Below are 15,078 nucleotides of genomic sequence, written 5' to 3' on the forward strand. Positions count from 1 at the left end.
GTTCTGCTTTAAAACGGAGGCCCGGCGCGGTTCTTTACCCCACAGTGGGTGGGGCGACAGCGTGATGCGATTGTGGTGGACGGCTCAGCGACGTTTGCGCAAACGTTCGATGGCGGCCAACTGGGCCACGGCCTCCGCCAGTTCGGCCTGGGCGCGGGCGTAGTCGAACTTGCTGTGGCTGTTCTGCATGTGCTCTTGAGCCGCTCTGCGCGCCTGCTGGGCCTTGGCTTCGTCGAGGTCGTGCGCGCGCACGGCGGTATCGGCCAGCACGATCACCTGTTCGGGCTGCACGTCGGCAAAGCCGCCGGCCACGAACAGGATCACCTCTTCATCGTTTTCCAGCGTCACGCGCACGGTGCCGGGGCGCATGCGCGTGAGCAGGCGTTCGTGGCCAGGGAGGATGCCCAGTTCCCCTTCGGTACCGGGAATGACCACGAACTTGGCGCGGCCTTCGTACAGCCGCTCTTCTGCCGTGACGACGTCGACCTTCAGCACCGGCATGGTGTCTCCTGTGTTGCACGCGTTGGCTGACAAGGTAGCACGAGCGGCGCCAGCGGCCCTCCCTTCGGATGCCCGTCTCGGAACATGGCTTCCGCTCCGGCACGCGTGGCACACCGTAAGGTTTCACCGCATGTGGCGTCACAAACGCTGCCTAGACTGCGCTTCCAAACACGAAACGGAAACACGAGCATGCTGGGCGATCTGTTGATGTCGTTCTTTGAAGTGGCCCGCCAGGGCAGCGTCACGGCGGCCGCCAAGCAATTGCGCCTGTCGCAGCCGACGGTGACCGGGCGCATCCGCCAGCTGGAAGAGATGTACGGCGTCGAGCTGTTCCACCGCCGCGGTAGCCGGCTCGACCTGTCAGACCTCGGGGTGAGCCTCATGCCCATCGTCGAGCGGCTTGCCCAGCAGGAAGGCGACGTGGACTTCCTCCTGCGCAACGCCGGCGACCTGCGCACCGGCAACCTGCGCGTGGGCGCCACCGGCCCCTACTACATCCTGCCAAGCGTGGCGGCCTTCCGCACCCGTCACCCGACCATCGAGATCACCATCGAGTTCGGCAACTCGCAGCAGATGCTCGAGGCGCTCTCGGAGGTCCGCATCGACCTGGCCGTCTCGTCGCACGCCGTGGACGACGAGCGGCTGCACCGCATCACGCTGGCCGAAGACGCCATGGTACTGGCCGTGCCGGCGGACGACCCGCTGGCGCGGTGCTCCCACGTGGCGCTCGCCGACATCGCCTGCTGCCAGCTGCTGATGCGCGAGCCGGGCTCGATCACCCGCCGCGTGACCGAAGAGGCGTTGGCGGCCGCCGGTGTCGAGCCGGCGGGCATGAGCATCATCGGCAGCCGCGAGGCGATCTACGAGGCGATCAGCCTCGGCCTCGGATGCAGCATCGTTCCCGCGCGCGAGGCGCCACGCCGGCCCGACGTGCGCGTGCTGCCCTTTGCCGCGCACGCGCCCGTCATCCATGAGTACCTGTACTTCCTGAAGGAGCGCAAGGATGCGCGGCTCGTGCGCGCGTTCCTCGATTGCCTGACCCCGCTGCACGCACACGCCCCCCGGAAAAAGACCGATGCGCTCATCGCCAAAGTTGTGGCGATGGACACGGCCGCGACGCGCTAGGACCTTAAGCTCGCGGTTTTCCAACCGCCGCCCCTGTTGTATGCAATCGCTCGCCCTGTTCGACCTGGACCACACGCTGCTGCCCATTGACAGCGAATACGAATGGGGCCGCTTCCTCGTTGCCCAGGGCGCTGTCGATCGCCACGTCTTCGAACAGGCCAACGAGCGGTGGATGCGTGATTACCGCGAAGGCACGCTCGACTTTGCGCGGCACGCGCGCTTCTCGCTCGGCTTGCTGGCGCACCACCCGCGCACGCTGCTCGATGCATGGCGCACGATATTCCTGCGCGAGGTCGTCATGCCTGCCATCCGGCGGCCTGCCAGGGAGCTCGTGGATGCACACCTGCGCGCCGGCGATCTCTGCTGCATCGTCACCGCCACGCACCGCTTCCTGACGGAGCCGATCGCCGACGCCTTCAACGTGCCGCACCTGCTGGCAGTGGAAGGCGAAACCGTGGGTGGCACGCCCGATGGCGAATTCACGGGCAACCTGCTGGGTACGCCCAGCTTTGGCGCGGGCAAGATCGCACGCGTCACGGAATGGCTGGCGCAGCGCGGCCAGCGCATGGCGGATTTCTCGCGCACCGTGTTCTACAGCGATTCACGCAACGACCTGCCGCTGCTCGAAGCGGTGTCGCACCCGGTGGCCGTGAGCCCGGATGCGACCTTGCGGGCCGTGGCCGAATCGCGAGGCTGGCCGGTCATCGAACTGTTCGCCGCGTAAGCGGAAAAACGCCCGCACGGCGCCAGCCCTGCGGGCGGGATTCGCGCACGCGCCGATTCAGGCAGCCGCGGCCACCCGCTCCGTCGCGGGCGGCGTCCAGCGCGGCAGCGCCGTGCCATTCACGAGCGCATCGATATGGCGATGCGCGAGCGCAGGCCCCACGCTCATGCCGATCCCGCTGTGCATCAGCGCGACGGTCGTACGGTCGTCGACGCGCGTGATCGAGAACGCGCCGCTGCCCGGCACGCGGCATTTGGCGCCATAGACGCCCTGCCAGCGCTCCACCACTCGCAGCTTGCTGCCGAACGTGTCGCGGGCGAGGTCCAGCAGGAGGTTGTCGACCGATTCGGCGTTGAACGGGACGGCGTCCTGGCGGTAGTCGTGCGAATCGCCCACGATCCAGTCGCCATACGGCGTGGGGCTCACCAGCAGGTGAATGCCGTGGCGCGCCAGCTCGGGGCGCTCATGCTCGATCTGCATGGCCAGCGCCTGGGCAGTCGGCAAGTCCGCAAACGCGCCGTAGTGCGTGCATGACAGGCCGGTCAGCACGGCGTGCTCCAGCCGGAAGGCGTCGTCGGGTGTGACACGCAGCATCTGCAGGCGGCAAACCTGCGGCTGCAGTACGCGAAGCTGATCGGCGCACAGCGTCTGGTAATCGTGACCGCTACAGACGACCACTCGCTGGGCGTTGCACACGCCGGCGGTGGTCTCCAGCCGGCCGCCTTCCACGTGGCGCACGAGCGTACCGAAGTGGAAACGCACGCCCTGCGCGGCAAGCCACGAGGCCAGCGCCGGAATCGCTTCGCGCGAATAGAGCTGGACATCGTCGAAGCCCTGCAGCGCCGCACGGTGGCGCATGAAGCGGCCATCGTAGAGATTCGCCAGGTCTGCACCGCGCAGCAGCTTGACGCGGTAGCCGAAGGCCTGTGCGCGCGTCGCCATGAACTCGTCCAGCACGGCCTCTTCTGCGGCATTGCGGGCAAACAGCAGGGCACCGTTCGCGCGCGCAAAGATGCCGGCCTTGTCGGCCCAGTCGAGATACAGCCGGCGGCTTTCGCGCGCGAGGTCGAGCATGATGCCGGGCGGCTGCCCCGTCACGAGCATCTGCCCGAAGTTGCGGATCGATGCACCGAGCGCGATTTCGCTGCGCTCGAATACCGTCACGCGCAGGCCGCGTTTGGCGGCGGCGGCTGCGTGCGCCAAGCCCAGAATGCCAGCCCCGACGATGGCGACGTCGGTGCTGGCATCCAGGCTCCCTGGGGATACGGGAGCGTCGGTCACTTACTTCTTCTCCGACTTGCCGTCGTAGCGCTTGGTCCACTCGGCCAGGATGCGGTCGCGGTTGGCGCTGGCCCACGTGAAGTCGTTCTTGATCAGGCGTTTCTCGTAGTCGGCCGGCAGGAGCGGATCGGGCTTGGAGAAGCCCGGGGTTGCCACCACGGCAAAGTTCTTCTCGTACAGCGCCATGGCAGTGGGGCTGGCGGAGAAGTCGGCCAGCTTCTTGGCGGCCTCCAGGTTCTTGGTGCCCTTCATGATGGCGGTCGCTTCCACATCCCAGCCCAGGCCTTCGGAGGGCAGCACGATGTCGATCGGCGCGCCTTCCTTCTTCGACTTCACCGCGCGGTATTCAAACGCAATGCCGATCGGGAATTCGCCCGACGCCGCCATCTTGCAAGGCTTTGAACCCGAGTGCGTGTACTGGCCGATGTTCTGGTGCAGCGCATCCATGTAAGCCCAGCCCTTCTGCTCGCCCATCGTCTGCAGCCAGGCGCTCACGTCCAGGTAGCCCGTGCCCGACGATGCCGGGTTCGGCATGACGATCTTGCCGGCGTACACCGGCTTGGTGAGGTCCGCCCACGACGTCGGCTTTGGCAGGTTCTGCTTCTGCGCTTCGACGGTGTTGAAGCAGATGGCGGCGCCCCAGGCATCCATGCCCACCCATGCCGGCGGGTTGGCCTTGTCGCGGTACGTCGCACCGATCTTGGCCAGGTCGGCCGGCGCGTACGGCGTCAGCATGCCTTCCTTGTCGAGGATGGCCAGGCTCGATGCGGCCAGGCCCCACACCACGTCGGCGCGCGGGTTGTTCTTCTCGGCCAGCAGCTTGGCGGTGACGACGCCGGTGGAGTCGCGCACCCACTTGATGTCGATGTCCGGATTGGCCTTCTCGAAGGCATCCTGATACGCCTTCACCTGGTCGGCTTCCAGCGCGGTGTACACCGTCAGCGTGGTCTTGGCGAAGGCCGACGTGGCGAAGGCCATGGCGGCTGCAGCAGCCGCCGTCGCAAAGAGAGAAAGACGTGCAGTCATGGTTTCCTCGGTAGGTGTGATGCAACGGATGGGACTACGGTAATCAGGCGCCCTGCGGGCGTTCACCGCGCGCCAGGCGGTGGTTGATATCGGCCACGACGGCAGGCAGATCGGCGATGGTGTCGATCTCGTAATGCGGGCGGCAGGCGGCAAAGCCAGCCGAGATGGCCACGCGATGGCGTGCGCGCTCGTCGGCAGACAGCGCTGCGTATTGCGCGTACGGCAAGCCGAGCGCGTTGCCCGACATCAGCAATGCGACGGTCCACATGCCTGCGCGGCGGCCTTCCTCGATGCCGGGCACGGTGTCATCCACCTTCACGCAGGCCGCCACGTCGCCAATGGCGAGATCGACCACGCAGCGCAGCGCCTGGGCCGGCCACGGGCGCGCGCGCGGCACCTCGTCGCACGCGACGACGCAGTCGGGCGTGTAGCCGGCCTGGGCGGCCAGGTCGACCACGCGGTCCATCACCACGCGCGGGTAGCCCGAGCATGTGCCGATCTTCAGGCCGGCTTCGCGCAGCGCGGCCACGGTCTCCAGCGCGCCGGGAATCAGCGCCGAATGCGCCCCGACCTTTTCGATCTGCAGCGGCATGAAGCGGTTGTAGATGGCGGTGACGTCGTCATCGGTCGGCATGCGGCCGTGCGCGAGCGAGAAGCGCGCGGCGATCGCGCCGTCGTTGCACAGCGTACGGATGTGGTCCCACTTGCCCAGGCCCATCGGGCCGCGCGCTTCGTCCAGCGTGATGGCCACGCCGAACTCGGCAAACGCTTCCACAAAGATCTGCGTGGGCGCAAAGGAGCCGAAATCGACCACGGTACCGGCCCAGTCGAGCACGGCGGCCTCGAGGCGCAGCGGCGTGGGGCGGGCAGCGCCCGAGGCACGGCCCATCATCGGGGAAACATCACCCATGTCTTGCTTTCCTTGTCTTGGCTACGAATTCAATGGGGGGCCGCTCGCCATGCCTGCGTGCGCCGCACGATGCCGCGTGTGGCCAGCTCAAGAAGCAGCGATACGACGATCGACGTGGCAAGAATGAGCGTGGACATGGCCGCCGCCGGGCCGATGTCGCCAGCGTCGTCCATGTTCAGCACGGCCACGGAGGCGAGCACGGTGTCGGGGCTGTAGAGGAAGATCACCGCCGACACGGTGGTCATGGCCGACACGAACAGATAGCGCGCGCACGACAGCACGGCGGGCAGGCACATCGGCAGCGTCACGCGCCAGTAGGTGCGCAGCGCCGACACCTTGAGCGAAGCCGACACCGCCTCGAACACCGGATCAAGCTGTCCCAGCGCCGCCACCGACGTGAGGTGCGCGGCCGTGGCGCAATGCATGATGGTGCACAGCACCATCAGCGCCATGCCGCCGTACAGGCCGTTGAGCGGATTGGCCGGATGGTTGAAGAAGAACACGTAGCCCAGGCCAAGCACCAGGCCCGGCACCGCCATCGGCAGCAGCACGGCAAACCGGATGGCCGAGTGCAGCCACGCCGCCGTGCGCGTTTTCTCGACCAGCCACGCGCCGGTAAAGATCAGCGCCGTACCGAACACGGTGGTGAGAGCAGCCAGCTTCAGGCTGTTGCGATACGCAAGCCAGCCGCCACCGTCCATGTTGTCGAAGTCGTAATTGCGCAGCGACAGCTCGAGGTTGTATGGCCAGAGCTTCACCAGCGACGCACCCACCGCCGTGGCGAGCATCAGCAGGATCCCGCCGACCACGAGCACGCTCAGCAGCAGGAAGACACCGTCGCGCAGGCGGTCCGGCTGCGGGTGATACGGTTGTGCGCGGCTGGCCAGCGCGGCGTGCTGGCGGCGCTGTACGAGGCGCTCCACGGCAAACGTCAGCAGGGCCGGCAGCAACAGCATCAGGCCGATCACGGCGCCGCGTGCAAACTGCTGCTGCCCCACCACCGCCTTGTAGGCCTCTACGGCCAGCACCTGGTAGCTGCCGCCCACCACGGTCGGCACGCCGAAGTCCGTGGCGACCAGCGTGAAGACCAGCGCAAAGGCACCGAACAGCCCATAGCGGGCGCCCGGCAGCGTCACCGTGCGGAACGTGCGCCACGGCCCCGCTCCCATCGCGCGGGCCGCGTCATACAGGCGGCCGTCGGCCAGCGTGAGCGTGGCCAGCAGCAGCATCAGCGCATACGGAAACGTGTAGAACACCTCGCCCAGCACGATGCCCCAGAAGCCGTAGATGCTGCCGCCGTGCAGCCACGCCTTGAGCAGGCCCTGGTTACCGAACAGGTAGACCAGTGCAATGCCCGGCAGCAGCGACGGCGCAAACAGCGGCAGCATCGCCAGCGTGCGCAGCGTGCCGCGCAACGGCATGCGCGTGCGCTGCACTGCGTAGGCCAGCGCAAACGCAAGCGGCACCACCAGGGCGGCGACCGCGCCGGACACCGCCAGCGTGCGGCCCACCATGTCGAGGAAGTTCGGCCCGCGCACGACGTGCAGCACCAGCGCCAGGCCATGCTCGTCTGAACTGCGCGCGCTGGTGACGAGGCCTGTCGCCTGCAGCAGCATCATCGCCGTTGGCAGCAACAAGCCGATGCAGAGCAACAGCAGCCAGCCGAGCTTCATGCCGGTGAGCACCGGCACATCCGTACGCCAGAAGGGCGTGCGTGTCGGGCGGGCGGCTTCGGATGGCGGGGCCGTGATGACGTTGGCCTCAGGCGGCAGCATCGACATGGCAGCCTCAGGCACGGTCGTACGGATACAGGCGCAGCCCATCGCGCTCGAGGGCGATCCACAACTTGCTGTCGCCCAGCCCGTGGCGCAGCACGCCGGATGCGACTTCCGCCACCAGCGGCACATCGGCCAGACCGTCGATGGCGAGCATCACCCGCGTGCGGCTGCCCAGATAGATCTGGTCGACCACGCGGGCCAGGTGACGGTTCGGGGCGTCGTCGTCGGGATGCAGCGTGACGGATTCGGGACGGCAGAACAGGCGGCCGTTGTCGCCGGCGCGGTCGGAAAACGCCGGATCGAGCAGCAGCGGCTGGCCGGCCAGCGTGGGCGTGCCGTCTTCCGCGCGCTCGAGCGGCAGCCAGTTGGCCTGCCCGACAAACCCGGCGACAAAACCGGTGGCCGGGCGCGAATAGATTTCGGCGGGCGAGCCGGTCTGCTCGATGCGGCCGTTGGACATCACGGCAATGCGATCGGCCATCGCCATGGCCTCGTCCTGATCGTGCGTGACCATGAGCGTGGTCACGTTCAACTTGCGCTGCAGGCGGCGCAGTTCGATGCGCAGGTGTTCGCGCACCTGGGCGTCCAGCGCCGACATCGGCTCGTCGAGCAGCAGCAGCGACGGCGCGGGCGCCAGCGCGCGGGCCAGCGCCACGCGCTGCTGTTGGCCGCCGGAGAGCTGCGACGGATATTTCGCCTCGCTCCCGGACAGACCCACCAGCGCCAGCATCTCGGACACACGCTCGTGCAGACGCGCCCGGTTGCCGTTGCGCGTGTCGAGCCCGTAGGCAACGTTCTGCGCGACCGTCAGGTTCGGAAACAGCGCGTACGACTGGAAGACGATGCCGTAGTCGCGTTCACGCGGCGGCAGGTTCGAGATATCGCGGCCGCCGGCAACGATCTGGCCGGCATCCTGCGCCTCGAGCCCGGCGATGATACGCAGCAGCGTGGTCTTGCCGCAGCCGGAGGGCCCGAGCAGGCAGACGAATTCGCCCCGCGCCACGTCCAGCGATACGCCTTCGAGCGCGGTGAATGCAGCCGCGCCGGTGCCGAAGCGGCGCGTGACCTGCCGCACCGAGAGAAACGGCGTGGCCAGACCCGTGGTCGGGTGGGAAGCGGACTGAGGCATCGTCGGGGCCGGTAGCGAAAACGGTCGCCACTGTAGCCAGCCGACATGTAGCCCATGTGGCAGTTACCCCAAAAACGCCAATGTGCGCATTTCCGGATTTTGGTTGGGGGATGGCCGACTACGCCACCGGGCGGACTTCCCCCAGGAACGCGGCAATCAGCCGTGCATCCTTGCGGTCCTGCAGGCAGTACAGGTATTCGCTCAGCTCCGGGGCGCCGCCTTCGATGCCCTCAAACGGCAGCACGCGCAGGTCGGCATGGCTGGGCACCTCCTGCCGCGCGATCACGCTCACACCAAGGTTGCGGGTGATCGCCTCGCGGATGGACTCCCGGCTGCCGATCTCGACCGTGGACGCCGGCGTCACGCCCGCCTGCGCCATCATCGTTTCCGTCATGGCGCGCGTGGTGGACCCGACCTCGCGCACGAGCAGCCGGCATTGCGACAGCACGCTCACCGGCACGCTGGTCTGCGCAGCCAGCGGGTGGCTGCGATGCACGACCAGCACCAGCGGATCGCGTGCCAGCTCGATGCGCAGGAAGCGCGCGTCGTCCACGCGCTGCGACGACGATGCCACGTCCACGCGGTATTCCTGCAGCGCTTCAAGCATCTGCACCGAGTTGCCGGCTTCGATGCTCACGTCGATGCCGGGGTGGCTCTTGCAGAAGCGGTCAACGATGTCGAGCACGTAGTACGGCGCCGTGGCGCCGATGCGCAGGTGGCCCGTGCCCATGTCGCCGGAGTTGCGCAGGAAGAAATCGATCTCGGTTTCCTGGCGCACGAGCTGGTCGACCAGCGGCATCAGCCGCACGCCGGCATCGGACAGCGCAAGGCGCCGCCCGCCCCGGTAGAACAGTTCGACCCCGTAGGCCTCTTCCAGCGCGCGGATCTGCGAGGTCACGGTCGGCTGCGACAGCCCGAGCTGCCTGGCGGCCAGCGTGATGCTGCCCAGGCGGGCGACCATGAAGAACGATTTGAGCTGCGCAACGAGCATCGGTGGGTGGCGTATCCGGCGCTTTGTACGGCGCCTGAAAAAGGGAGCGGACCATTCTAGCGGAGCAGCGGATGGGCAAAAACGGTGCCGGCTGCCCTCGTCCGTTTTCCGCTTCCTCATCCTCGCGCTACGACTTTTTCATCCTTTCCGACAAGGCGGTGGGTTCCGCACCCCCATATCGGGGGGAATTGGGCGCTCACGGCCCGTTATTTCCACGGATCGGCTCCGCCACTTCCACCTGAGAATCCGTCCGCGCGCCACAGTCACGAGCCGACAGCGCGCAAGGATTCGGATTGGGAGAGAAGTGGATGGAACGTAGCAGCACGACCGTGCGCGGCACGAAGCAATGGGCCCTCACGATGATGGTGGCAGCCGCAGGCACCCTGGCCGCTTGCGGAGGCGGCGGAGGCGGTGCGAGCGAGGGAGCCTCGAACACGCCGCAGAGCACCACCGCCAACATAACCGTGGCGCCAGCCTGCAGCGGTACGAACTGCGGCGCGCTCGGCACCACGTATGCCGGCTCCGGCGTGGGCGTATGGCAGGCAACCAATGCAGGCGGCTCGGCCGGAACGGTGTCCGTGTCGATCGCGGGGCTCACGGGGCAGAACGTGACGCTCGTCTACACCAACCAGGGCGCGGCGGCCCAGCCGATGCCGTCTGTCCCGATCACCAGCCTGGGGCTGCTCGACACCACCGGTACGGCTGCACCAAAGGCAGCGGCCGACGTGGTGGGCAACGATGCCAACGCGGCCTTTGACCGCCAGCTTTCCGACTTCAACGCGCATGCACTGGACGGCTATGTCAGCGGCGCGGGCCCGCTCAAGACGCAGAGCGCATCCGGCTCCGGCAACACGGTGCTGCGCCCGCAATCGGTGGCAGCCGTGGGCGCACAGCGCACGTGGAACCACCAGCAGCCCGACGGCACGGCCGTGGTCGTCTCGGCCACGCTGCGGCAGCAGGCCACCGCCACGGACGGCCGCATCGTCAACGTGTGGGTGCAGGACTCGGAGTACGGCGGCAGCAAGATCTCCGACGGCGTCATCGGCACGCTGGCCAACAAGTTTGCCTCGGGCAACCAGTCGATCTACACGCTGGCGACGTCGCTCGTCGGGCAGCCGTGGGGCAGCTACTCCAGCTCGGCCAGCCTGATCGACCCGAACCAGGCACTCGACATCGTCGTGCTGAACATCCAGCCGGATGGCCAGCCCTATGGCCGCGTCGGCTACTTCTGGGCGCGCAACAACTTCACCACCAGCGCACAGCCGCTGTCGAACCAGTCGCTGTCGTTGTATGTGGATTCGGAAACCGTGTACCTGGGCGGCACCAGCGGGCTGAACACGGTCATCTCGACGCTCGGCCACGAGTTCACGCACATGGCCAATTTCTACCAGCGCGGCGTGCTGCACGGCTCGCAGTACATGTACGGCACGTGGCTCGAAGAAATGACCGCCATGACCATGGAAGACGTGCTCTCCAGCCAGATCGATCCGAGCTTCAACAACGTGCGCGACAGCCGCTTCCCGGCCTGGCTGCAAAGCGCATATGACTGCGCGCTGACGGCCTTCGACCCCTCGCTGTCGTCGCCATGCCCGGGGTACCCGATCTCGGGCAGCCTCGGTGGCTTCCTGCTGCGCCAGTACGGCGTTGCGTACTACACCAACCTGCTGCACAACTTCTCGTCGACCGATTCCGCCACGGTGCTCGACAACGCCATCCGGGCGGGCGGCGGCGCGGGCCTGGGCGATGCGGTCAGCCGCTGGGGTACGGCCGTCGCCCTGCTGCCGGTGCCGGGCAGCCCGTCGGGCTTTGCGTATCCGGCGCGCTCGGACAGCGGCTTCTCCATCCCGGCGCTCAACGGCCCGAACTACAGCAGCCAGCGCACCATGCCGACCTCCGTGCCGGCCACGCTGCAGGGCTTCGGACAGTTCCCGGTCTCGCGCGGGCTGAAGGCCGGCACGTACAGCGAGACGCTCACGGTGCCCGCAAACTCAACGGTATCAATCATCGTGCATTGAGGGCGCGTGGCTCTCGCGCGGCTTGCGGGCGAGGGCCACACGTCGGTGCAGCGCGCCCGGCCCAGCTCATGGGCCTCGCCGTCTGCACGCCAAACCGGCGCGCGCCGGTGGTGCCGATCACCGACCACGCGCGATGACGCCCTCGCGGCATCCGACCGCGGCGGCACACTGCGGGCCGCCATCACGCCTCCAGCGGCATCGCGGTCGTTCCCTTGATCTCGTCCAGGCAGACGATGGACTGCACGCGGCTCACGCCCGGAATGCGCATCAGCGTGTCCAGCAGGAAGTCCGACAGCGCCTTCAGGTCGCGCGCGACGACTTTCAGCACGTAGTCGATATCGCCAGTCACGGAATAGCACTCCTGGATCTGCGCGAGCTTGGCGACAAGCTCCTTGAACTTGGCGAGATCACGGATGTGGCCGCGCTCCATGGTGACCTGGATGAACGCGACCACGCCAAAGCCGAGGCTCTTCGGGTCGAGCCGCGCCTCGTAACGGCGGATCACGCCAAGCTCTTCAAGCCGCCGGTGCCGCCGCAGCGTTTGCGCCGGTGAAAGCTTGATCGTTTCGGCCAGCTCGAGATTCGAGATCCGGCCGTGCTCCTGCAACGCCCCCAGCAGCCGCAGGTCGATGCGATCGAACGTGATTGTCTGCACTTCCATTTCCTGAACCCCCGTCAAAGGGAAATTTCGTTTCAGAACCGAGGGTTTCCCTGGCCACCGCACGAAATCCTATTTCTCAGGCGGAAATATACACTTCTCCACAAACGACGCGCCGGTAGACGGCCGGAGTGCGACTGGCACGCGCCCCGCCCCAAGGCCCGAGCGCCGCCCCGCGCACAATGTGACCCGCAACTTTATTTCGCCAGGCACCACCATTCCCTGCGCGCATTGTGTGCCCCGCGACCGCCCCTTTCGCTTCACTTCTCAACAACGCCCCCGCCATGACCGATCTCTTTGAAAACCCGATGAAGCTGATGGGCTTCGAGTTTGTCGAATTCGCCTCGCCGACGCCCAACGTGCTGGAACCGCTGTTCGAGCAGATGGGCTTCTCGCTGGTCGCACGCCATCGTTCGAAAGATGTGCTGCTGTATCGCCAGGGCGACATCAACTTCATCGTCAACCGTGAGCCGAACAGCCAGGCCGCGTACTTTGCGGCCGAGCACGGCCCGAGCGCATGCGGCATGGCGTTCCGCGTGAAGGACTCTCACCAGGCCTATGCGCGCGCCCTGGAGCTGGGCGCCCAGCCCATCGAGATCGCGACGGGCCCGATGGAGCTGCGCCTGCCGGCCATCAAGGGCATCGGCGGTGCGCCGCTGTACCTGATCGACCGTTTCGAAGACGGCAAATCGATCTACGACATCGACTTCGAGTTCATCGAGGGCGTCGAACGCCGCCCGGTGGGCCACGGCCTGCGCCTGGTCGACCACCTGACGCACAACGTCTATCGCGGCCGCATGGCGTACTGGGCCAACTTCTACGAGAAGCTGTTCAACTTCCGCGAGATCCGCTACTTCGACATCAAGGGCGAATACACCGGCCTCACCTCCAAGGCGATGACGGCACCGGACGGCAAGATCCGCATTCCGCTCAACGAGGAGTCCGCCGGCGGCAGCGGGCAGATCGAAGAATTCCTGATGGCCTTCAACGGCGAAGGCATCCAGCACATCGCCTTTCTCACCGACAACCTCATCGAGGTCATCGACAAGCTGCAGGCCGCCGGCGTGCCGCTGATGACGGCGCCGAACAGCCGTTACTACGAAAACCTCGAGAAGCGCCTGCCGGGCCACGGCCAGCCGGTGGCGGAGCTGCAGAAGCGCGGCATCCTGCTCGACGGCACGACGGAAGACGGCTCGCCGCGCCTGTTGCTGCAGATCTTTTCCAAGACGCTGCTCGGGCCCGTGTTCTTCGAGTTCATCCAGCGCAAGGGCGACGACGGCTTTGGCGAAGGCAACTTCAAGGCGCTGTTCGAATCGCTGGAACGCGATCAGATCGAGCGTGGCACGCTCAAGGTCTGAGCCCCCATTCCCCTACGAAATACAAGAACACCGTCCTGCGCCAAAAGCGCCGGGCAGCGTTGACGCGGCGCGCCGACATCCATGGCGCATGCCGCTTCCATCCAAGGCAGGAGACAGGAAGACATGATTTCCCATGACAAGGAAGGCGGGCTCAAGCGCGGCCTGAAGAATCGCCACATCCAGCTCATCGCGCTGGGCGGCGCCATCGGTACGGGGCTGTTCCTCGGCATCGCGCAGACGATCAAGCTGGCGGGCCCTTCGGTGCTGCTCGGCTACGCGCTGGCGGGCATGGTGGCGTTCTTCATCATGCGCCAGCTCGGTGAGATGGTCGTCGATGAGCCCGTGGCCGGCTCGTTCAGCTACTTTGCCGACAAGTACTGCGGGCACTTTGCCGGCTTCATGTCGGGCTGGAACTACTGGGTGCTGTACATCCTCGTCGGCATGGCGGAGCTGTCGGCCGTCGGCATCTACGTCCAGTACTGGTGGCCGGGCGTGCCGACGTGGGTGGCCGCGCTGGCGTTCTTCGTGATCATCAACGGCATCAACCTGACGAGCGTGAAGTCGTACGGCGAGATGGAGTTCTGGTTCGCCATCGTCAAGGTGCTCGCCATTGTCGGCATGATCGGATTTGGCGGCTATCTGCTGCTCACCGGCGGTGCCGGTCCCGCGGCAAGCGTCACCAACCTGTGGGCGCACGGCGGGTTCTTCCCCAACGGCATCAGCGGCCTCGTGATGGCCATGGCTGTCATCATGTTCTCGTTTGGCGGGCTGGAGCTGGTGGGCATTACGGCGGCGGAGGCGGACAACCCGTCGGTCACGATCCCGCGGGCAACGAACCAGGTCATCTACCGCATCCTGATCTTCTACGTGGGCGCGCTCGGTGTGCTGCTGTCGCTGTATCCGTGGGAGAAGGTCGTCACCGGCGGCAGCCCCTTCGTGCTCATCTTCCACGCGATGAACAGCAACCTCGTGGCGAACGTGCTGAACGTTGTGGTGCTGACGGCCGCGCTGTCGGTCTACAACAGCGGCGTGTACTGCAACAGCCGCATGCTGTACGGCCTGGCCAGGCAGGGCAACGCCCCCAGGGCGCTGCTCAAGGTCAGCCAGCGCGGCATTCCGCTGGCGGCGCTGGGCGTATCGGCCATCGCCACGCTGGCGTGCGTGGCGCTCAACTACTTCATGCCCGGCAAGGCGTTCGAGCTGCTGATGGGCCTCGTGGTCTCGGCCCTCATCATCAACTGGGCGATGATCAGCGTGATCCACCTGAAGTTCCGCCACGACAAGCGCAAGGCTGGCCAGTCGACGGCCTTCCGCAGCTTCGGGTATCCGCTCACCAACTACCTGTGCCTGGCCTTCCTGGCTGGCGTGCTGGTGGTGATGTATCTGACGCCGGACCTGCGGATCTCGGTGTACCTGATCCCGGTCTGGATGGCCGTGCTGGGCATCAGCTACCTGTTCCGCCAGAAGAACGCCACGCTGGCATCCCAGGCACGCGCCGAGGCGCTGTAACGCCTTCGCCGGATTGCGCGCAGCCGACACGGCCGGCGCGCGATCCGGCACAATCGACCCCTTCCACTTCCAG

Annotated in this window: 13 protein-coding genes; 5 read left to right on the forward strand and 8 right to left on the reverse strand. The window is 66.8% G+C overall.

What is annotated here, in order from left to right; genetic code table 11:
• Positions 1 to 84: 84 nt before the first annotated feature.
• Positions 85 to 501 (reverse strand): F0F1 ATP synthase subunit epsilon, encoded by a 417-nt coding sequence (locus A6M56_RS01670; RefSeq protein WP_045218290.1) that lies wholly within the window; start codon positions 499 to 501, stop codon positions 85 to 87.
• Positions 502 to 690: 189 nt separating this feature from the next.
• On the opposite strand from A6M56_RS01670, the gene A6M56_RS01675 reads away from it, so the two are divergent.
• Positions 691 to 1,626, forward strand: a complete 936-nt coding sequence (locus tag A6M56_RS01675) for a LysR substrate-binding domain-containing protein (protein ID WP_102079347.1) — start codon at positions 691 to 693, stop codon at positions 1,624 to 1,626.
• Positions 1,627 to 1,666: 40 nt separating this feature from the next.
• Entirely contained in the window at positions 1,667 to 2,350 is a 684-nt protein-coding gene (locus A6M56_RS01680; RefSeq protein ID WP_102079346.1) for an HAD family hydrolase, read from the forward strand.
• 57 nt (positions 2,351 to 2,407) lie between these two features.
• Here the strand turns inward: A6M56_RS01680 and A6M56_RS01685 are convergent, their stop codons facing one another.
• From A6M56_RS01685 to A6M56_RS01710, 6 genes are all read right to left on the reverse strand, one after another.
• A complete protein-coding gene (locus tag A6M56_RS01685) occupies positions 2,408 to 3,631 on the reverse strand; it encodes a TIGR03364 family FAD-dependent oxidoreductase (RefSeq protein WP_102079345.1) in 1,224 nt (407 codons plus the stop codon).
• Positions 3,632 to 4,657, reverse strand: coding sequence for a putative 2-aminoethylphosphonate ABC transporter substrate-binding protein (locus A6M56_RS01690; protein WP_045218298.1), 1,026 nt, complete (start codon positions 4,655 to 4,657; stop codon positions 3,632 to 3,634).
• A gap of 43 nt (positions 4,658 to 4,700) precedes the next feature.
• Complete coding sequence (phnX, locus tag A6M56_RS01695; RefSeq protein ID WP_045218299.1) at positions 4,701 to 5,567, reverse strand: phosphonoacetaldehyde hydrolase; 867 nt, start codon at positions 5,565 to 5,567, stop codon at positions 4,701 to 4,703.
• A gap of 29 nt (positions 5,568 to 5,596) precedes the next feature.
• Positions 5,597 to 7,348 (reverse strand): putative 2-aminoethylphosphonate ABC transporter permease subunit, encoded by a 1,752-nt coding sequence (locus A6M56_RS01700; protein ID WP_045218303.1) that lies wholly within the window; start codon positions 7,346 to 7,348, stop codon positions 5,597 to 5,599.
• A 7-nt stretch (positions 7,349 to 7,355) separates the two neighbouring features.
• A complete protein-coding gene (locus tag A6M56_RS01705; RefSeq protein ID WP_102079344.1) occupies positions 7,356 to 8,474 on the reverse strand; it encodes a putative 2-aminoethylphosphonate ABC transporter ATP-binding protein in 1,119 nt (372 codons plus the stop codon).
• Positions 8,475 to 8,592: 118 nt separating this feature from the next.
• On the reverse strand, positions 8,593 to 9,465 hold the full coding sequence (locus A6M56_RS01710) for a LysR family transcriptional regulator (RefSeq protein WP_102079343.1): 873 nt from the start codon (positions 9,463 to 9,465) through the stop codon (positions 8,593 to 8,595).
• Between the two features lie 308 nt (positions 9,466 to 9,773).
• On the opposite strand from A6M56_RS01710, the gene A6M56_RS01715 reads away from it, so the two are divergent.
• Entirely contained in the window at positions 9,774 to 11,480 is a 1,707-nt protein-coding gene (locus A6M56_RS01715) for a M30 family zinc metallopeptidase (RefSeq protein WP_102079342.1), read from the forward strand.
• A 181-nt stretch (positions 11,481 to 11,661) separates the two neighbouring features.
• Here the strand turns inward: A6M56_RS01715 and A6M56_RS01720 are convergent, their stop codons facing one another.
• Positions 11,662 to 12,135, reverse strand: a complete 474-nt coding sequence (locus A6M56_RS01720) for an Lrp/AsnC family transcriptional regulator (protein ID WP_045220250.1) — start codon at positions 12,133 to 12,135, stop codon at positions 11,662 to 11,664.
• Positions 12,136 to 12,422: 287 nt separating this feature from the next.
• Here A6M56_RS01720 and hppD point away from each other — a divergent pair, with 287 nt between their 5' ends.
• Positions 12,423 to 13,496 (forward strand): 4-hydroxyphenylpyruvate dioxygenase, encoded by a 1,074-nt coding sequence (hppD, locus tag A6M56_RS01725; RefSeq protein WP_045218309.1) that lies wholly within the window; start codon positions 12,423 to 12,425, stop codon positions 13,494 to 13,496.
• 123 nt (positions 13,497 to 13,619) lie between these two features.
• Entirely contained in the window at positions 13,620 to 15,005 is a 1,386-nt protein-coding gene (locus A6M56_RS01730; protein ID WP_102079341.1) for an amino acid permease, read from the forward strand.
• The last annotated feature ends 73 nt before the right edge of the window (positions 15,006 to 15,078 follow it).

The sequence above is a fragment of the Ralstonia sp. RL genome (assembly GCF_001683835.1).
GTDB lineage: Bacteria > Pseudomonadota > Gammaproteobacteria > Burkholderiales > Burkholderiaceae > Ralstonia > Ralstonia mannitolilytica.